Annotated in this window: 20 protein-coding genes; 6 read left to right on the top strand and 14 right to left on the bottom strand. The window is 67.1% G+C overall.

The genetic code is table 11. The features are described from left to right. The first annotated feature begins 76 nt into the window (after window positions 1-76). Entirely contained in the window at window positions 77-226 is a 150-nt protein-coding gene (locus FMZ75_RS08355; RefSeq protein WP_166142148.1) for a hypothetical protein, read from the top strand. Between the two features lie 175 nt (window positions 227-401). Here FMZ75_RS08355 and rpmB read toward each other — a convergent pair whose 3' ends face one another. Further along, window positions 402-695, bottom strand: coding sequence for a 50S ribosomal protein L28 (gene rpmB, locus FMZ75_RS08350; RefSeq protein ID WP_108917009.1), 294 nt, complete (start codon window positions 693-695; stop codon window positions 402-404). Window positions 696-896: 201 nt separating this feature from the next. Then, a complete protein-coding gene (locus tag FMZ75_RS08345; protein WP_246728855.1) occupies window positions 897-1,367 on the bottom strand; it encodes a nuclear transport factor 2 family protein in 471 nt (156 codons plus the stop codon). 102 nt (window positions 1,368-1,469) lie between these two features. On the opposite strand from FMZ75_RS08345, the gene FMZ75_RS08340 reads away from it, so the two are divergent. From FMZ75_RS08340 to FMZ75_RS08325, 4 genes are all read left to right on the top strand, one after another. Next, window positions 1,470-1,715, top strand: a complete 246-nt coding sequence (locus tag FMZ75_RS08340; protein WP_166142145.1) for a hypothetical protein — start codon at window positions 1,470-1,472, stop codon at window positions 1,713-1,715. A 219-nt stretch (window positions 1,716-1,934) separates the two neighbouring features. Beyond that, a complete protein-coding gene (locus FMZ75_RS08335; protein ID WP_108917007.1) occupies window positions 1,935-2,825 on the top strand; it encodes an NAD(P)-dependent methylenetetrahydromethanopterin dehydrogenase in 891 nt (296 codons plus the stop codon). A 135-nt stretch (window positions 2,826-2,960) separates the two neighbouring features. Further along, window positions 2,961-3,470, top strand: a complete 510-nt coding sequence (gene fae, locus FMZ75_RS08330; protein WP_108917062.1) for a formaldehyde-activating enzyme — start codon at window positions 2,961-2,963, stop codon at window positions 3,468-3,470. A gap of 144 nt (window positions 3,471-3,614) precedes the next feature. Beyond that, complete coding sequence (locus FMZ75_RS08325) at window positions 3,615-4,637, top strand: hydantoinase/oxoprolinase family protein (RefSeq protein ID WP_166142142.1); 1,023 nt, start codon at window positions 3,615-3,617, stop codon at window positions 4,635-4,637. A 7-nt stretch (window positions 4,638-4,644) separates the two neighbouring features. Here the strand turns inward: FMZ75_RS08325 and FMZ75_RS08320 are convergent, their stop codons facing one another. The 7 genes from FMZ75_RS08320 to FMZ75_RS08290 form a co-directional block, all read right to left on the bottom strand. Further along, window positions 4,645-6,228 (bottom strand): ATP-binding protein, encoded by a 1,584-nt coding sequence (locus FMZ75_RS08320; RefSeq protein ID WP_166142140.1) that lies wholly within the window; start codon window positions 6,226-6,228, stop codon window positions 4,645-4,647. Window positions 6,229-6,442: 214 nt separating this feature from the next. Further along, window positions 6,443-7,009, bottom strand: a complete 567-nt coding sequence (locus tag FMZ75_RS08315; RefSeq protein WP_108917004.1) for a DUF4337 family protein — start codon at window positions 7,007-7,009, stop codon at window positions 6,443-6,445. 75 nt (window positions 7,010-7,084) lie between these two features. Continuing rightward, on the bottom strand, window positions 7,085-7,654 hold the full coding sequence (locus FMZ75_RS08310) for a DUF447 domain-containing protein (RefSeq protein ID WP_166142138.1): 570 nt from the start codon (window positions 7,652-7,654) through the stop codon (window positions 7,085-7,087). Window positions 7,655-7,755: 101 nt separating this feature from the next. Beyond that, window positions 7,756-9,150, bottom strand: a complete 1,395-nt coding sequence (locus FMZ75_RS08305) for a DUF6513 domain-containing protein (protein ID WP_166142136.1) — start codon at window positions 9,148-9,150, stop codon at window positions 7,756-7,758. Then, window positions 9,143-9,712, bottom strand: a complete 570-nt coding sequence (locus FMZ75_RS08300; RefSeq protein ID WP_036294230.1) for a flavoprotein — start codon at window positions 9,710-9,712, stop codon at window positions 9,143-9,145. Before FMZ75_RS08300 ends, FMZ75_RS08305 begins: the two co-directional genes overlap by 8 nt. Continuing rightward, on the bottom strand, window positions 9,709-10,464 hold the full coding sequence (locus FMZ75_RS08295) for an aspartate kinase (protein WP_166142134.1): 756 nt from the start codon (window positions 10,462-10,464) through the stop codon (window positions 9,709-9,711). The genes FMZ75_RS08300 and FMZ75_RS08295 overlap by 4 nt, the downstream gene beginning before the upstream one ends. Next, on the bottom strand, window positions 10,442-11,623 hold the full coding sequence (locus tag FMZ75_RS08290; protein WP_166142132.1) for a (5-formylfuran-3-yl)methyl phosphate synthase: 1,182 nt from the start codon (window positions 11,621-11,623) through the stop codon (window positions 10,442-10,444). Before FMZ75_RS08290 ends, FMZ75_RS08295 begins: the two co-directional genes overlap by 23 nt. A gap of 178 nt (window positions 11,624-11,801) precedes the next feature. Here FMZ75_RS08290 and FMZ75_RS08285 point away from each other — a divergent pair, with 178 nt between their 5' ends. After that, window positions 11,802-12,485 carry a type 1 glutamine amidotransferase domain-containing protein gene (locus FMZ75_RS08285; RefSeq protein ID WP_166142130.1) on the top strand — a complete coding sequence of 228 codons (684 nt, stop codon included), beginning with the start codon at window positions 11,802-11,804 and terminating at the stop codon, window positions 12,483-12,485. A 221-nt stretch (window positions 12,486-12,706) separates the two neighbouring features. Here the strand turns inward: FMZ75_RS08285 and FMZ75_RS08280 are convergent, their stop codons facing one another. Genes FMZ75_RS08280 through FMZ75_RS08260 form a run of 5 tightly spaced genes read right to left on the bottom strand, consistent with a single transcriptional unit; the run spans window position 12,707 to window position 16,438 of the window. Further along, on the bottom strand, window positions 12,707-14,014 hold the full coding sequence (locus FMZ75_RS08280; RefSeq protein ID WP_166142128.1) for a folylpolyglutamate synthase/dihydrofolate synthase family protein: 1,308 nt from the start codon (window positions 14,012-14,014) through the stop codon (window positions 12,707-12,709). 19 nt (window positions 14,015-14,033) lie between these two features. Then, window positions 14,034-14,894 (bottom strand): acetyl-CoA carboxylase, carboxyltransferase subunit beta, encoded by an 861-nt coding sequence (gene accD / locus FMZ75_RS08275; protein WP_108916997.1) that lies wholly within the window; start codon window positions 14,892-14,894, stop codon window positions 14,034-14,036. Next, complete coding sequence (trpA, locus tag FMZ75_RS08270; RefSeq protein WP_166142126.1) at window positions 14,891-15,802, bottom strand: tryptophan synthase subunit alpha; 912 nt, start codon at window positions 15,800-15,802, stop codon at window positions 14,891-14,893. The genes accD and trpA overlap by 4 nt, the downstream gene beginning before the upstream one ends. Window positions 15,803-15,854: 52 nt before the next feature. Then, a complete protein-coding gene (locus tag FMZ75_RS08265) occupies window positions 15,855-16,187 on the bottom strand; it encodes a type II toxin-antitoxin system PemK/MazF family toxin (protein WP_142863866.1) in 333 nt (110 codons plus the stop codon). Next, the gene (locus tag FMZ75_RS08260; RefSeq protein WP_142863867.1) at window positions 16,187-16,438 is read right to left on the bottom strand and encodes an antitoxin; all 252 of its coding nucleotides are present in this window, start codon (window positions 16,436-16,438) and stop codon (window positions 16,187-16,189) included. The genes FMZ75_RS08265 and FMZ75_RS08260 overlap by 1 nt, the downstream gene beginning before the upstream one ends. Window positions 16,439-16,494 lie beyond the last annotated feature (56 nt).

Here is a 16,494-nt window from a genome sequence, read left to right as displayed (position 1 = left end):
ACCGTCGGGTGCGCGTGCAGTGACGATCGGACGTCCGAGCGATCGGCGCCGTCCGGGAGTGACGAAGGAGTTGCGTATGATTTCCCTTGGCAAAGTTCGAAATGCGGGATTGCCCGCGGCGTCTCACGAGCCGCTCGACGTCCAGAGGGTTCTCTGCGTCGCCGCGATCTTCTCGCTGGCCTCCCTTCCCCTGCTGCTCAGCGTCGCTTTGTCGATCTGGGGCTGACACGCCCGGAGCGGATCGCCGGCGCGCGGCTGGGGGCTCGCGTCGGCGAGGGCGGCCGAAACAGGAAAGACCCCGCGCTCTTCCCAGAGCGCGGGGTCTATTTGTCTTTGCGCCGGATCGTCTTTGCGCCCGAACAGACCGAGCCTTTAAAGGTCCGTTTCCCGTGGCGTCGAGATCAGGCGGTCGCTGTGGCCAGCTTCTTGACGATCTCGCGCTTCAGCGCGCGGGCGTCGTCGGAGAGCTCCGTGTCGCGCGCCTTGACGAGGAAGCCGTCCAGGCCGCCACGATGCTCGACCGAGCGCAGAGCCGCCGCCGAGACGCGAAGGCGGACGGAGCGCGCCAGCGCGTCCGAGGCCAGCGTCACATTGACCAGATTGGGCAGAAAGCGGGTGCGCGTCTTGCGATTGGAGTGGCTGACGAGATTGCCCGTCTGCACGCCTTTGCCGGTCAGTTCGCAACGGCGGGACATTGTCTTTTCCTTTCGATCGGCGCGGAGCGCGGGGGCCCGCGCCATTCGATGGCCGTATGATATGAAATTCGCGCAAAGGCTCCACGCCCCGGGAGGCAGGCCCTTGGTTGGGCGGTCTTATAGAGGCAGGGGCGGCGAAAGGTCAACAGGGGATGTCGCCACGATGGCGTTGCTGTGAAGCTTCGGCGAACCTGCGAACCATCAATGCAGCGAGCGCGTCGGCGGCGCCTGCGGGGTCGGCGGCGGCTCGCTCTGGACCATCAGCGGGCTCGCCTGATGATGCACCAGCCGCCACGCGCCATCGACGAGCCGGAAGCTGTTGGTGGCGACGAGCGCCGCCTGGCCGACCATCTCGATGCAGACGATGCGTCCCTCGGAGCCGCAGAGCAGCGCCCGCTCGCTGCGGCGCAGAACCGGGTCCTGCATGGGGTTGCGCAAAATCTCGCGAAAGGAGGCCAGCACCTGCTCGCGCCCGAAGATCGGCGGCCAGCCGGGATGGATGCAGCAGATTTCCTCATCGCCCCAGATCGCCGCCATCCCGTCCGGGTCTGCGGCGACGAAGGCTCGATAATAAGCGGCGTTGGCCGCGAGCAGAGACGCCTCGTCCGACATGGGCGCGAAGAATGCGCTTAGCTCGAGCCGATGGCAATAAGGGATGACGAGGAAACGCATCGCGAAAGCCGTCGCGCGTCGCAGCGGCGCCCTTGACGCCGCCGGGCGCCGCCCGATTTTCTCCAGCGGAGCTGCATCTGCGGTCAATGGGGGCAATGGATCATGAAAATCGGCGGCTTTGCGATCGTCCTGCTCGCCGGCGCGCTCGCCGCCGCTCCCGCCGAGGCCAAGCGCGCCTCCCGCCAGCCACAGGCCTATGCGCAGCCGGCCGCCCCCGCCTATGCCGCTCCCGCTTATGCCGTCCCCGCGGCGCCGGCTCGCCCCGCGCCGGTCTGGGGCGCCGACGGCTATCGCTTCGATCCGCCGGGCGCCGGCTCCGCCTTCGCGCCCTCGCCTTTCGGCTATTGAGCCCACGCCCTCGCGCTTCCGCTGTCGCGCGTCGGGACAATAGGCTGGACATTCGCCCCGTTCTGCGGTCTATGCGTCTCGCCATTCGAGACCGGGGCTCCGCTCGCGCCCGCCGTCCCGGTATCACCGAAAAGCTTCTCCAAGCTCGGGCGTTACGCGGCGCTGCGCATTCGCGCGCCGGAACGCGTGAGGAACGGACAGAAAGGTTAGGAATTTCCCATGGCCGCCAAATCGATCCTTCATATGTTGAGCACGCTGAAGCATATGAGCCCGTTCGACGTCAACATGGCGATCGACGCGGGCTTCGACGTGGCGATTCCTTATACGAATGTCACTCTCGACGAGGTGACGGCGCTGGTGCAGGACGCCATGTTCTCCCGCGCGCCCTCGGCCGCCCTGCGCACCGGAATTTTCTTCGCCGGCCGTGACGCCGTGCTCGCGCTCGACATGCTGGACGCCGCCGAGAAGGCGCTGCTGAAGCCCTTCGAAATTTCGCTCTTCGCCGATCCTTACGGCTCCTTCACCACCGCCGGCGCCATGGTCGCCTTCGTCGAGAAGGTGCTGCGCGAGAAGAAGGGCCGCGAGCTGAAGGGCGCCAAGATCGTCGTCTATGGCGCGACCGGCGTCGTCGGCTATTCCTCCGCCGTCATCGCCGCGCTCGAGGGCGCCGAGGTGACGATCGTCGGCTATAGCGGCCTCGAGCGCGTGACGACGCAGGCCGAGGAGATCGAGAAGCGCTTCGGCGTGAAGGTGACGCCCGCCGACGGCAGCAAGGCCGAGCAGGTGCGCGCCCTCCTCGTCGAGCATGAGATCGCGCTCTGCGCGGCCCGCGCCGGCGTGCAGGTTCTGTCCGCGGAAGATCTCGCCGCCGCCAAATCGCTGCTCATCGCCGCGGACGTCAACGCCGTGCCGCCGCTCGGCGTCGAGGGCGTCAAGCTGCACGACAAGGGCGTCGAGCTGCCGTCGGGCGCGCTCGGCATCGGCGCGCTCGCCATCGGCGACATCAAATACGGAACGGAGGCCGGTCTCTTCCGGCAGATGACCACTTCCGACAAGCCGCTGCGTCTCGACTTCCGCCACGCTTTCGCGCTGGCGCGCAGCCTGCTCTGAGCCGCTCGAATCTGGATCGGGTCTCGTCCCGACGGTTTCGTCCCGACTTGCCGCCGTCATGCGAAAATGATTGATGACGGCGGCGCGTCTTCCCTCGCTCGGATTCCCCCAGCGATATGCCATGAGGAAAAGAAAATGGCCGTGATCAACAAGCTTTTGGTCGGTGAGTCGCTCGTCGGCGAAGGCAATGAGGTCGCCCACATCGACCTGCTGATCGGACCGCGCGGCAGCGCCGCCGAGACCGCCTTCGCCAATGCGCTGGTCAACAACAAGGACGGCTTCACCACGCTGCTCGCCGTCGTCGCGCCGAACCTGCTGGCCAAGCCGAACACGATCCTCTTCAACAAGGTCACCATCAAGAACGCCAAGCAGGCCGTTCAGATGTTCGGACCGGCCCAGGCCGGCGTCGCCAAGGCCGTCGCCGATTCGGTCGCCGAAGGCGTGATCCCGGTCGCCGAGGCCGACGACCTGTTCATCTCGGTCGGCGTGTTCATCCATTGGGAAGCGAACGACGACAAGAAGATCCAGGAGTACAACTATCAGGCCACCAAGGAAGCCATCGCGCGCGCCATCAAGGGCGAGCCGAAGGCCGCCGAAGTCGTCGCCAAGCGCAACGACGTCAAGCATCCTTTCGGCGCCAACTGACGGCTTCGACCGGATCATTTATCGTCGGGGGAGCCGTTCGCGGCTCCCCTTTTGCTTTTTGAGAGCGCGCGCAGAATTCCCTCTCTCCCGCGTGCGGGAAGAGGGGCTCGGGGCTCGGGGCGCGAGCCGGAAACGGAAAGGCTCATGGCCAGCGTCATCGGCTTCGACATAGGCGGCGCGCATCTGAAAGCGGCGCGCGCCAGCGACGGGCGGATCGTCGAGGTGCTGCTGCTGCCCTGCAATCCGCATTACGGCCTCGCGCGGCTCGAGGGCGCGATAGAGGAGGCCGTCGCCCGGCTCGGCGCGGCCGATCGTTTCGCCGTCACCATGACGGCCGAGCTCTCCGACGCTTTCGAGACGCGCGCCGCCGGCGTCACGACCATCGCCTCGGTGGTCGCCCGGCGGGTGAAGGGCGCGCAGACGCTGTTCTACGCCGGGGAGGCCGGCCTGCTCCCCTTCGACGCGCTTCGCGGCGCCGAGCAGGCGATCGCCTCCGCCAATTGGCGGGCGAGCGCGGAGCTGGTGGCGCGGCGCATTCCCGAGGCGCTGTTCATCGACATGGGCTCGACGACCACTGATCTCGTCCCCATTCGCGGCGGCCGCGTGAGCGCCATCGGCGGCGGCGACGCCGCACGCCTCGCCAATGGCGAGCTGCTCTACACGGGCCTGTCGCGCGGCGATCCGCTGGCCGGCGTGACCCTCGCGCCCATGGCCGGCCGCTGGACCCCGCCGGCGCGCGAAAGCTTCGCCACAATGGCGGATGTGCGCCGCGTGACCGGAGATCTCGCCGCGGAGGACGCCGAGCCGACCGCCGACGGGCGCGGCAAGAGCGTCGCCGAATCGATCGCGCGCCTCGCCCGCCTCGCCGGCCGCGACGCCGCCGAGGCGACGCCGGCGCAATGGCGCGCCTTCGCGGATTTTCTCGCCCGCGCGCAGATGCGCTCGATCGAGGATCAGATCGCGCTGCTGCGCTCGCGCGCGGCGGTGGCGGAGGACGCGCCCGTCGTCGGCGCCGGCGTCGGCCGCGCGTTGGTCGCGCGTCTCGCTCTGGCCGAAGGCCGCGCCTATCGCGACATCGCCGATCTCATCGATGCGACGCCGGACGTCGCGCGAGACGCCGCCGATTGCGCGCCGGCCTGCGCGGTGGCGCTGCTCGCCTCCGGTTGAGCGCGTTCTATTGCGCAGCGGCGGTGCGCGCGAGCAAGGCGCGCACGCGCGTCGTCAGCTCCTCGAGCGTGAAGGGCTTGCGCAGAACTTCTATGTTCGATGCGGGATCGAGGCTGTCGAGCGATTTCCCGGCATAGCCGGTGATGAGCAGTATGGGGAGATCGGGACGCGCGGCGCGGGCGGCCTCGGCGAGCTGGCGTCCGCTGACGCCCGGCAGGCCGACATCCGTCACCAGGAGGCGCAATCTCTCATCCGATTCGACGACCTCCAGCCCGGCGCTTCCGTCATCGGCCTCTATGACCTCGCAGCCCATCTCTTCGAGCGTGTCGGCGATCTGCATTCGCACCTCCAGCTGATCTTCGACGAGCAGCGTTTTTCCGCAGGGCGCGGCGGGGCGCTCCGGCGTCCGCTCCGGGGCGGCGACGGCTTCTGCCGGCGCGGCATTCGGAGGGTCGCGCCCGGGCAGATAGAGGCGCACGGCGGTCCCTTTTCCCGGCGCGCTGTCTATGCGCACGAAGCCGCCCGATTGCTTTACGAAGCCATAGATCTGCGAAAGGCCGAGGCCGGTGCCGCGCCCCACCGGCTTGGTCGTGAAGAAAGGCTCGAAGACATGCGCCAGCACGTCGCGGCTCATGCCGGCGCCATTGTCCGTCACGCTGATCTCGACATAGTCGCCGGGCGCGATGTCGGGTTCGCCGGCGTCGGCCTCGCGGCGGCGATCGGCGGTGGCGATCTCCAGCACGCCGCCTTTGGGCATGGCGTCGCGCGCGTTGATCGCGAGATTGAGCAGCGCGCTCTCGAGCTGCGACGGGTCGCATACGACATTGCGCCGACACCGACCGAGACGCAGATCGAGCTCTATGCCGCCGCCCAGCGTTCGCCGCAGCAGATCTTCGAGCCCGACGACGAGCCTGTCCGGCGCGACGACGCGCGGCAGCAGCGTCTGCCGGCGGGAGAAGGCGAGCAGCCGGTCGATGAGATTGGCGGCGGAATTGGTCGCTTTGCGAATGGCGCCGATGGAAGGGCCGATCTCCTCGGCGCGGCCGCGCGCCAATTGCCGCTCGACGACGCCGAGCGAGCCGAGGATCACCTGAAGCACATTGTTGAAATCATGCGCTATGCCGCCGGTCAGCTGGCCGATCGCCTCCATCTTCTGCGCATGGGCCAGCCGCGCCTCGCTCTCCAGCAATGCGGCGTTGGCCTTGCGCAGCTGATCGGGCGAGGGCAGAGCGAGAAAGCTCGGCAGCCACCACCAGAGCGCGACCGAAGTGCCGACCGAGACGATCGCCGTCGCCGCCTTGACGATCCCCTGCACGCCATAGAGCGGCTTCCACAGAGTGACGACATCCAGCCAATGGGTGGCGCCGCAGAGCAGGATGAAGGCCGCGAACAGCCACAGCAAGGGCCGAAAGACGAGGTCGGCGCGTCTCTGCCCGATGATGACCAGCGCCAGCGGGATGGAGAAATAGGCGAGCGCGATCAAGCCGTCGGAGATTGCGAAGAGCCAGATCAGGCCCGGCTCCCAGAGGAGGCAGAAACCATGCGGCGTCAGATTGTCGACGCCGAAGAGCCATTCGCTCAAAGCAGACATTGGAGTCACTCCACCACCGAAAAGATTGCGGTGGATGGGGAAAAAACAACCCATGTCCCGGCGGCGGCGCAACCCTCCGCTCGCGCGGGCCGAGCCCGAAAAACGGGACAAGTCTAAGAAATTAATGCAGAAGTCTCGGTAATATGCGGAATTTGGGCGGGCTTCGGCCGGGCGGCCGCGACGCTGCGCCGCGGGCCCGGCCGTTCACGGGCGCTCAAATATAAGCGTAGCCGGCGAGCATGACGCCCGAGGCGGCGAGGGCGAGGCCGCCGTACCATGGCCATTTGCGGCCGCGGGTGATGATCGCGATCGTCGCTATGGCGATGGCCGCATGAAGCAGCGTCACCGCCATCGTCAGAATGTGATGGCGATGCTCGTGATGCTCGGCCTCGTGAAGATGCTCCTCGACGCGATGCTCGAGCGCCTCGGCGTCGGTCTTGATCGCCTTGGTCTCGTCGTCATAGCGCTTGGCCTCGCGGGCGAGCTGATCGGCCAGCGGCCCGCCCTGCTTGGCGGCGACTTCGTTCACGCTCTTCTTGATGCTCTTGGCCTGAAAGAAGGCCCATTGATCGCTGGCCTTGCTCTGGCTGAGCGCGGCGGCGTTCTGCGCGCCGAGCGTCGCCGCGGTCTCGATCGTCTCCAGACTGCCGATGGTCGCGGCGACGACAGCGAAAATCGCGATCGTCAGCGACACTTGCGTCATGAAAGGCGTGCCCTCATGGGCGACATGCTCGGCATGTTCGGCATGTTCGAGATGTTCTGTCGTCATAGCTTCGGACATGGGTCATCCTTCATCGAAAATTCGCGTCGAAATTCGCGCGCTGGGCGCGCCGCCCGTCCGGCTCCGCCGAATCGGTCATTCCGGCTGTGTTCGAAGATAAGTCTCGATCTTGGCCGTCACCAGCTCCCAGGCTTCGCGCTCGGCGGCTCCGGCCGTCTTGTCGATCGCGATACGGAGATAGGCCAATTCTGTGTCGATTTTTTCGCGCGGGATCATGCCCAGCCGCGTCGCCAGAATGGCGGCCTCGACGACCGCCGCCTGGGCGCGGTTCAGCCCCAAAAAGGGCTTGTGAGAGACGATTTTTCTAATCTTGCAGAAGAAGCGAGGGCGCTGAGGATCGCCCTCGTTGCGCGCCACTTCCAGCTCGGCGTGCGTGAGGGCGGCGGAAAGGCGCGGCGCCGGCCAGCCCGGAACGGCCTCCATCGGCCAATCGCTCCGGCCGCAGACGCAGCCGGCGAAAATTCGCACATCGTCGATGAAGCTCGCCGTGGCGAAAGGCGCTGCCTCGAGATTGGTCAGCGTCGTGGAGGGACGGAAGGGCGCGATGACCCAGAATTCGTCCCGCTCTATGAGGCCGAGTGGCGCGATGTGATGCTGGCCCGTGGGGCCGACCGTGGTGACGATGCATTCGCGGATCATCGGCATCGGGCGCTCCTGCTGGCCTTCATCGAAAGCTCGGGGTCGCCTCCTCCCCAGCCCTCCCTCGCTATGCGTGAGAGGGGGAGGGGGCGCTCGCTCGCGATCATCTAGTCTTTCGCCTTGCGCAGCGTATGTGCGGCTTCGCGTAGGCGCGTCTCGTCCTCCTGCGATCTATCCGAAGCGCAGCCGAAGTCCAGCGGCTCGTCCTGCCGATAGCGCTTGCCCAGACGAAAAGCGATTTCCGCCTTCATCAGTTCCGCGCCGAGATAGAAGGCATGGGCGCCGTCCTTCTCGACCCCGAGCTCGGGAAAGAGCGACATGGCGTCCTGCGCCACGCGATGAAAGCCGCGCGCGTAAATGTGAATGCCGTCCGCGGCGACCTCTATGCGGAAATTCTCGTCGCGCAATTCGCGCGCGAGCTCGGCGATCTCCTCCGGCGTCGCGGCATAGGGGCGTTTGTCGTGGATCTGCAGCAGCGCCTCGCTATAGCCCTTGGGCAGGGCGGCGTCGGCGCGCGCGGCGAACAACATGCGCCGCGCCGCGTCATGCTCCTGCACCGTGCGGCGCGTATGCGGGCTCACCTGCACGGTGAGCAGATGGCGAATGTCCAGCTCCGAGCAGAGGCCCAGCAGAACGGCGGTGACACCCGAGGAGTCCGCGTCGGTCAATTCGGTCAGATTGCCCGTGCCCATCATCATTTCGGCGCCCGGCTCGCGGCGGCGCGTCTCGACATAGCGCTCTATGGAGGCGGCGAGGCCGAAGTGAATGGGATCGAGGATCGGATCGAGAATGTAGGAAATGCCGCGTCGCTCGGCGATGCGCGCGGCGCGTTGTAGAGAGTCGAGATCGCCGTGCGGATTGGGCACGAGAATCGGAACGAGCGGCGAATTGTCCGGCAGTATCGAGAGCGTATGCTCGTCGAGGCTGAGCAGATGATCGGCGCCGGCGCGCGCGCCGCGCTCCAGCTCCTCGCGCTTGGCCGAATCGAGGCTGACGGAGAAGCCGCGCGCTTTCAGCGCGACGATCGTCTCTTCCATATGCGGAAAGGGCGTGTCCGGCAGGCAGCCGAGATCGATGACGTCGGCGCCCGCCTCTTTCAGCAATGTGGCGCGGGCGATCACTTCGTCGACGCTCATGATGGAGGCGTCGACGATCTCGGCGAAAATGCGCATGTCATGGCGCGTCAGATCGGCTTTGCCGCCGCGCTTGCCGAAATAGGCTGGAAGATCGGCGATCTCCTCCGGCCCGCGCTCGAAAGGGGCGCCGAAGGCCTCCGCGAGGGTGGCGAGATCGGCGCGGCAGCGTCCGGGCAATATGACGCGATCGGCCTCCAGCGGGCGTGGCAGGCGGCGCAGGATGATCTCCTGCGTCATCAGCGCCGCGACCTTCACGCCAATGTCGTGGATGCGCCAGTTCCTCGCCTCCTCTCCGAAGCCCGCCAACATGCGCTCGAGGCGCGGCAGAGCGAGGTGGCCGGTGAGGAACAGCAGGCGCTCAGACATTCCCGATCGGCTCCCGAGCGGAAAGCTCGCGGCGCCGGCGCTCGACGGCCTCATGCAGGGCGGCGAGGCTCTCGGCGACCTGCGTCCCCTCGAAGGTCTTCAATTTGTCGGTGTTCTCGAGGTCGATGCGGCGCGGATAGACCATCACCTTGCGATCGGGCGCCTGCGTCTCCAGCTCCGGCGCCGTGTCGCAGGCGAACACCACCGTCGGCACGCGGCATTTGCCGGCCTGGGCGAAGACATTGGTCGCGAGATTATCGGAGATGCCATAGACGAATTTGGCGACCGTGTTGGAGGTCGCCGGCGCCACGATCAGCGTGTGATAATAGCTGTGATAGAAGCCGCCGACCGGAACCGAGCTCGCCGTCGTGTCCTTGAACACGCGCACATGGTCCGGCATGTCCTCGAGCCTGTGCTTGTACATGCGGATGACTTCCGCCGCCGCCCGGCTGACGAAGAGGTCGACATGGTCGAGCGAGCGGATGATGTCGAGACATTCGGTGAAGAAATGTCCCGAGCCGGTGAGCGCCCAGCCCCAGCGCGGCGTGACGACCTTTTTCATGATGCGATGCTTTGCTCTCTGGTGAAATCGAAGCGCGCGCCGGGAAGGCCGCCGCGCGCGAAAGTTTCGGGCGCCTCGCGCAAGGCTGCGGGGCCGGCGATGTAGACGTCGAGCCCGCGCGCATAATGCGCGAAGCAGGGATCGACGATCGATGCGGCGCCCCCACCCTCCCCTTCAGGGGGAGGGTCGGACCGCGGAGCGGTCCGGGGTGGGGTCATCCCCACGTCTGCGGGCGTCACCCCCACCCGAGCGCCTGCGGCGCTCGACCTCCCCCCTCTAGGGGGAGGTGGGAAATCGACGCTCTTGATCAGCAATAGCGCGCGCGCTCCCGCCTCATGCGCATACCAGGCCGCGAGACTGTCGGACGTCATGTCCCAGCTCGCTGGAATCTGGGGATCGGCGCGCGTCATCGCAACCGGGCTCCACACTGCGATTGCGCCGCGTGCATGCGCGGCGGCGGCTTCCTGCGGCGTCGCGGCGGGACGGAGGCCCGGCTCGAGGTCGCATAATGCGCGGCCATATTGCTCCATGGCCATTATGGCCATGTCATGCGCCGCCGCGTCGGAGAAGCGCAAGACTTTCTGCGCGCTGCGCACAGCGTCGGCGAAAGGGCCGCCGCCGGGAACGAGGGCGAGAGGGCCGGGATAGCGCCGCAGCGCCGCCAGCCATTGGCGCAAGGCGGGGGAGGCGGCGAGGCTTCCGCCGAGCTTGACGACGAGAGGCCGCGTCTCAGCGCTCGGGCTCGGCGGCATCGGGAAGGCCCGGAAAGAGGTTGTGAACCTTGGCGGTCTCGGCCTGGCGCTCGCGGCGGATGCGAATGCCGACCGCGCCCGGCGCGACGTCGAGCTTCTCCACCTGCACGGTCAGCGCCTGCACGCGCTCGTGCCGCAGCACCAGCTCGGCCAGACGCTCGGCGATCGTCTCCACGAGCTCTATGTGGCCCGAGGCGAGGATCATCTTTATCGCGTCCATGATGACGTCATAGGAGAAGACATTGCGCATGTCGTCGCCGCCGGCGGAGACGCGCGTCACATCGACATCGACGTTGAAGCGCACCCGCTGCGTACGGCCGCGCTCGAAATCATAAGCGCCGATCTCGACCGGAATGACGAGATCGCGCACGAAGACATGGTCGATCTCCCGCGTGCGCTCGCGGCTCTCGAGATAGCCGCGGCCGACGACCAGCGACCAATCGACATTGGCGGCGAGCGCCGAGCCCTTGCCGCTGGCCCGCGCCGGGCCGCCGGGGATGAGGTCGCGGATCAGCGCGACGGCCGCGGCGTCCATCGCGCTCTTGCGGTCGTGGTCGCGGCACAGCGCGCCGCGAAAGCCCATCACATCCACGCCCGTCACCAGAAGGCGCGGCACGTCCGGCGCCTCCAGCGAGCCGGCGAGCCCCGCCTCGAGGCCCAGCGCATGGCAGCGCTCGACGAAGGAGGAGAGCGCGCCAATGTCGAAATGCTCGATGAGCCTGCCCTTGCCCTTATGCGCCGTGTCCAGCAGCGCGCCGGAAAAGCCCGCCGCGGCGAGGCGCGGCAGCACGTCGAGGTCCGGCCCGAGATCGGCGAAGAGCACGGCGACGAGCCGCACGCGCTGCGCGATCGGCGCCAGAGCCGCGATCAGCGCATCGGCGTCGGGCGTCGCCGGCAGCGCGAATTTGACGAAAGCGACGCCGAGCGCGGCGGTCTCCTCTATCGCCGCTCGCGCCAGAGCCGGATCATGCGACAGCTCGACGACGGCGCTGACCGGCCGGCGGCCGGCGACGGCGCGCAGGATCGCCGCGACCTCGGCCGAAGGCAGAGCGCCGAGAGCGCCGCGGGCGGCGTCCTTGCAATCGATGACGTCCGCTCCGCCGGCGGCGGCGATCTCGGCTTCCGCCACGCTGGCGACGCTCGTCAACATAAGGGTCATCGATCAGGCGCTCTTTCGATCTCGCCTCGGCCCGCGGCGGGAGAGGCAGGACGCTTGTGGAGCAATTTCTTCCGAAATCCAAGTGGCGCCGCAGGCGAATTCGAGTGGGCGTCCGCGGGTGGGCTCCTTATCTTTCGGCGAGCGCCTGCGCGAAAAATAGAGACGACGGAGCGGCCCCATGAAAATTCTCATCGTGCTCACATCACATGATCGGCTCGGCGACACCGGCCGCAAGACCGGCTTCTGGCTGGAAGAGCTCGCCGCCCCTTATTACGCCTTTGAGGACGCCGGGGCGACGATCACGCTGGCCTCGCCGAAGGGCGGGCAGCCGCCGCTCGACCCCAAGAGCAATGAGCCGGACTTCCAGACCGACCTCACGCGACGCTTCGAGGCGGATGCGGCGGCGAAGGCGCAGCTCGCGCAGACGGTCCCGCTCGCCGACGTCCGTCAGGAGGATTTCGACACGGTCTTCTACCCCGGCGGCCATGGTCCGCTCTGGGATCTCGCCGAGGATGCGCATTCGATCGCGCTGCTCGAATCCTTCATTCGCGCGGGAAAGCCCATCGCCCTCGTCTGCCATGCGCCGGGCGTGCTGCGCCATGTGGGCGCGCCGGACGGACGGCCGCTGGTCGCGGGCAAAAAGGTGACGGGCTTCGCCAATAGCGAGGAGGAGGCCATGGGCCTCACCGGGGTCGTGCCGTTTCTGGTGGAGGACGAGCTGCGCGCAAAGGGCGGGCTCTTCTCGAAAGGAGCGGACTGGGCGAGCTATGTGGTTCAGGACGGATTGCTGATTACCGGACAGAATCCGGCGTCCTCTGGTCCGGCCGCCCGCAAGCTGCTGGAAGCGCTCGCGAAAGGGTGATGTACTCGGCCCGGGCTACGAACGCGGTTCGATGAACGAAATTTTTCGAGCGTCATGGCCGCGCTTGTCGCGGCCATCCACGCCACGACGATCTGGATAGTCCGAACATGAGCGGCGTCTCGACGCAAAATATTGGAGTCTCTTGTAAATAGGCGCGGACCCTCATCCGACCCGGCTGCGCCGGGCCACCTTCTCCCGCAAGCGGGAGAAGGGAGAGCCTGTCACTCTATGACAGAGCCGTTCAGCGCCAGCACGCCGGCGGCGAGATAGAGCGAGCCGGCGATCAATATGCGCGGCGGGACCGCATAGCTGCGCTGCGCGATGATCGCCAACGCCTCCTCGACGCTCTGCGCGGCCGCCGACCTCATGCCCTCGGCGCAGGCCAGCGCGGCGATCTCCTCCGGCGGCCAGCTCTTATGCTCGCCTTCCACCGGCACGGCGACGACCTCGCCGGCGAGGCCGACGAAATGCTTTATCAATGCGCGAATGTCCTTCGTCACCTGCGCGCCGCAGACGAAGACCAGCGGCCGGGCGTTCTTCTCCTCGAATTGCGCCATGGCCTCGGCGAGCACGCGGCCGCCGTCGTCATTATGGCCGCCGTCGAGCCAGACTTCCGAGCCCGGCGGAACCAGATCCGCCACCCGTCCGCGCGAGAGCAATTGCAGCCGCGCCGGCCATTCGGCGCGGGTGAGGCCCGCCTCGATATGTTCGGCGCCGATATGCGGCGCCACGGCGCGCAGCGCGGCTATGGCGCCGGCGGCGTTGGCCTGCTGATGGCGGCCGGGCAGGCGCGGCAGCGGCAGATCGAGCAGGCCGCGCTCGTCCTCATAGACGAAGCGGCCGTTCTCCTCGCGAATATGGAAATCCTCGCCGGCGATGGAGAGCGGCGCGCCGACGCGCCGCGCCTCGCGCTCCAGCACGTCGCGGGCGCCGTCATGCTGCTGAAAGCCGATGATCGCGGGCGCGCCGCGCTTGAAAATGCCAGCCTTCTCATAGGCGATTTTCTCGATCGTATCGCCGAGAAATTCGGGATGATCGCGCGAGATGGAGGTGATGATCGTCGCCTTCGGGCTCGCGATCACATTGGTCGAATCATAGCGTCCGCCGAGGCCCGTCTCCAGCAGCAGCCAATCGGCCTTCTCCTCGGCGAAGAGCATGAAGGCGGCGACCGTCGTGATCTCGAAGAAGGTGATGGGCCGCTGGCCATTGGCGCGCTCGCACTCCTCCAGCGCGCGCGTCAGCCGCGCGTCGTCGACGAGCGTTCCGGCGAGGCGGATGCGCTCGTTGAAGCGCAAGAGATGCGGCGAGGTATAGACGTGAACGCGCTGGCCGGCGGCCTCCAGAATGGCGCGCAGAAAAGCCAGCGTCGAGCCTTTGCCATTGGTGCCGGCGACATGGATGATCGGCGGCAGCCGGCGCTCGGGATGGCCCATTTCGGCCAGCAGCCATTCGGTCCGTCCGAGCGACAGATCGATCTTCTTGGGATGAAGGTCCAGCAAGCGCGTCAGAATCGCGTCGCGCTGATCCATGATATCGGCTTTCGTTCCGTCAAGCCGCGCGGCGCGGCGCTTTGGTCAGCAGCGCGCAGAGCCGGGCCAGCGTCTCGCGCATTTCCGTGCGCGGCACCACCATATCCACCATGCCATGGTCGCGCAGATATTCGGCGCGCTGGAAGCCCTCGGGCAGCTTCTCGCGAATCGTCTGCTCGATGACGCGCGCGCCGGCGAAGCCGATGATCGCGCCGGGCTCGGCGATGTGAATGTCGCCCAGCATGGCGTAGGAGGCGGTGACGCCGCCGGTCGTCGGATTGGTGAGCACGACGATATAGGGCAGGCGCGCCTCGCGCAGCCGGCGCACGGCGATGGTGGTGCGCGGCATCTGCATCAGCGAGAACATGCCTTCCTGCATTCGCGCGCCGCCGGAGGCGGTGAAAATGATGAAGGGCGTGCGCTTTTCTATCGCGTGCGTCATGCCGGCGATGATCGCCTCGCCCGCCGCCATGCCGAGCGAGCCGCCCATGAACTCGAAGTCCTGCACGGCGACAGTGACGGCGGCGCCTTCGAGCTTGCCATAGGCGATCGTCACCGCGTCCTGATGGCCGGTCTTGAGGCGATATTCCTTGATCTTGTCGACATAGCGCTTGATGTCGCGGAATTTCAGCGGATCGCTCGGCACGTCCGGCGTCGGCGCCACCTCATGCTCGCCATTGTCGAAGAGGCTGGCGAGCCGCGCCTCCACCGGTATGCGCATGTGATAGCCGGAGCCGGGCACGACATAGAGATTGTCCTCTATGTCCTTGTGGAACACCAGCTGGCCGCTCTCCGGGCATTTGACCCAAGCGTTCTCCGGCGCCTCGCGCTTGATGAGAGCTTTGATCTTGGGCGGAACGACGTTGGAATACCAGTTCATGACCAGAGCCTCGCGAGCGCCCCCAAGGCGGATTTCAGCGAGAAGGGCTCGTCCTTCTTCGCCTCTTGCGCCCGCGCGCTGCGCACGCCGCGGGAGAGATCGGCGACGAGGCTCGTGACCGCCTCCACCGTCCGCGGACCGGCGCGATTTTCCGCGTCGAGCGATTTGGCCAGCGCATCGACCAGCGCCGTGCCCACCACCACGCCATCGGCGTAGCGCGCAATGGCGGCGGCGTTCGCCGCCGTCTTGACGCCGAAGCCGACGGCGATGGGCAGAGGCGTGCTGCGCTTGATGCGCGCGACCGCCTCCGACACGCCCGAATAATCCGAGAGCGCCGCGCCGGTGATGCCGGTGAGCGACACATAATAGACGAATCCGCTCGTGTTTTCGAGCACTTTGGGCAGGCGCTTATCATCCGTGGTGGGCGTCGCCAGGCGGATGAAATTGAGCCCCGCCGCGCGCGCCGGCAGGCACAGCTCGGCGTCCTCCTCGGCCGGAAGATCGACGATGATGAGCCCGTCGACGCCGGCCGCCTTCGCCTCCTCGAGGAAAGCGGGCACGCCATGCACATAGACCGGGTTGTAATAGCCCATCAGCACGATCGGCGTCGCCTGATCCTGCGCGCGGAAGGCGCGGACGAGTTCGAGCGTCTTGTTCAGCGTCATGCCCGACTTCAGCGCCCGGAGGCCCGCCGCCTGGATGGAGGGGCCGTCGGCCATGGGGTCGGTGAAGGGAATGCCGAGCTCGATGACGTCGGCGCCGGCCTTGGGCAGGCTCTTCAATAGAGCGAGCGAGGTCTCGATGTCCGGGTCGCCGGCCATGACGAAGGTCACGAGGGCGGCGCGGCCCTCGGCGCGCAGGGCTTCGAAGCGGGCGTCTATGCGTGTGGTCGTGGCGGCGGAAGTCATGGCCGCAGGCGATAGCATAGGGGAGGGCGAAGGGGAATGGCGGGGTTGGGCGTCATTCCAGCAATGTCGAGAGCCGGGCGATCACCTCATTGACGATATAGTCGGGAGCGCTCTCGAGCTTGCGGGCGCCGCGGGCGCGCAGATCCAGCGTCCGCGCCTGATCGCAGCGGACGACGCCATCGGTCGAAAGTCCGCTGCCCGTGAGCGGAACCGTGAAGCCGGTTGCGCGAGCGAAACCGCCCCCGCCAGTGATCGGCACGCAGAGCGGGGCCCCGGTGTGCCGGTTGAAGCGGCTCGCCGAAACGATCATCACGCAGCGGCGGCCTTTTTGCTCACGACCTTCGGTCGGATCGAGATCGACGAGGTAGATATCGCCTCGATCCATCAGAGAAGTTCGCGGCCGACGGGCGGCGAATTCATCCAAGCTTCGTCTCGGTCGGAGACAGAAGGAGCCTCTTCGGACAAAAGCTCGTCGAGGGAATAGCGGCGCTGGGGTTGCGGCTCGATGATCAGGCGGCCGCCCTCGACCGAAAGGCCGACGGTCGATTCGGCCGCGAGCTCGAGCGCGTTGAGCATGGCGGGCGGAACCGCCACCATGATCGAGCCGCCGACTTTTCGTAGCTTGGCCGTCTGCATAGTCCTGCCTTTTAGAATTATACAAAAATATAACCCTAGCCGGACCCGCCGGCAAG

It is taken from the genome of Methylosinus sp. RM1, from assembly GCF_011378635.1.
GTDB lineage: Bacteria > Pseudomonadota > Alphaproteobacteria > Rhizobiales > Beijerinckiaceae > Methylosinus > Methylosinus sporium.
This window is presented reverse-complemented; position numbering and strand designations above follow the sequence as displayed.

What these genes read in the sequence shown, in the direction of transcription:
- FMZ75_RS08285 (WP_166142130.1), top strand. Translation starts at nt 11,802, where the DNA reads ATGAAAATTCTCATCGTGCTCACATCACATGATCGGCTCGGCGACACC.
- FMZ75_RS08315 (WP_108917004.1), bottom strand. Translation starts at nt 7,009, where the DNA reads ATGTCCGAAGCTATGACGACAGAACATCTCGAACATGCCGAACATGCC.
- accD (WP_108916997.1), bottom strand. Translation starts at nt 14,894, where the DNA reads ATGAACTGGTATTCCAACGTCGTTCCGCCCAAGATCAAAGCTCTCATC.
- FMZ75_RS08325 (WP_166142142.1), top strand. Translation starts at nt 3,615, where the DNA reads ATGGCCAGCGTCATCGGCTTCGACATAGGCGGCGCGCATCTGAAAGCG.
- FMZ75_RS08280 (WP_166142128.1), bottom strand. Translation starts at nt 14,014, where the DNA reads ATGGATCAGCGCGACGCGATTCTGACGCGCTTGCTGGACCTTCATCCC.
- trpA (WP_166142126.1), bottom strand. Translation starts at nt 15,802, where the DNA reads ATGACTTCCGCCGCCACGACCACACGCATAGACGCCCGCTTCGAAGCC.
- FMZ75_RS08265 (WP_142863866.1), bottom strand. Translation starts at nt 16,187, where the DNA reads ATGGATCGAGGCGATATCTACCTCGTCGATCTCGATCCGACCGAAGGT.
- FMZ75_RS08355 (WP_166142148.1), top strand. Translation starts at nt 77, where the DNA reads ATGATTTCCCTTGGCAAAGTTCGAAATGCGGGATTGCCCGCGGCGTCT.
- fae (WP_108917062.1), top strand. Translation starts at nt 2,961, where the DNA reads ATGGCCGTGATCAACAAGCTTTTGGTCGGTGAGTCGCTCGTCGGCGAA.
- FMZ75_RS08345 (WP_246728855.1), bottom strand. Translation starts at nt 1,367, where the DNA reads ATGCGTTTCCTCGTCATCCCTTATTGCCATCGGCTCGAGCTAAGCGCA.
- FMZ75_RS08335 (WP_108917007.1), top strand. Translation starts at nt 1,935, where the DNA reads ATGGCCGCCAAATCGATCCTTCATATGTTGAGCACGCTGAAGCATATG.
- FMZ75_RS08305 (WP_166142136.1), bottom strand. Translation starts at nt 9,150, where the DNA reads ATGTCTGAGCGCCTGCTGTTCCTCACCGGCCACCTCGCTCTGCCGCGC.
- FMZ75_RS08290 (WP_166142132.1), bottom strand. Translation starts at nt 11,623, where the DNA reads ATGACCCTTATGTTGACGAGCGTCGCCAGCGTGGCGGAAGCCGAGATC.
- FMZ75_RS08320 (WP_166142140.1), bottom strand. Translation starts at nt 6,228, where the DNA reads ATGTCTGCTTTGAGCGAATGGCTCTTCGGCGTCGACAATCTGACGCCG.
- FMZ75_RS08295 (WP_166142134.1), bottom strand. Translation starts at nt 10,464, where the DNA reads ATGCCGCCGAGCCCGAGCGCTGAGACGCGGCCTCTCGTCGTCAAGCTC.
- FMZ75_RS08260 (WP_142863867.1), bottom strand. Translation starts at nt 16,438, where the DNA reads ATGCAGACGGCCAAGCTACGAAAAGTCGGCGGCTCGATCATGGTGGCG.
- FMZ75_RS08300 (WP_036294230.1), bottom strand. Translation starts at nt 9,712, where the DNA reads ATGAAAAAGGTCGTCACGCCGCGCTGGGGCTGGGCGCTCACCGGCTCG.
- rpmB (WP_108917009.1), bottom strand. Translation starts at nt 695, where the DNA reads ATGTCCCGCCGTTGCGAACTGACCGGCAAAGGCGTGCAGACGGGCAAT.
- FMZ75_RS08310 (WP_166142138.1), bottom strand. Translation starts at nt 7,654, where the DNA reads ATGCCGATGATCCGCGAATGCATCGTCACCACGGTCGGCCCCACGGGC.
- FMZ75_RS08340 (WP_166142145.1), top strand. Translation starts at nt 1,470, where the DNA reads ATGAAAATCGGCGGCTTTGCGATCGTCCTGCTCGCCGGCGCGCTCGCC.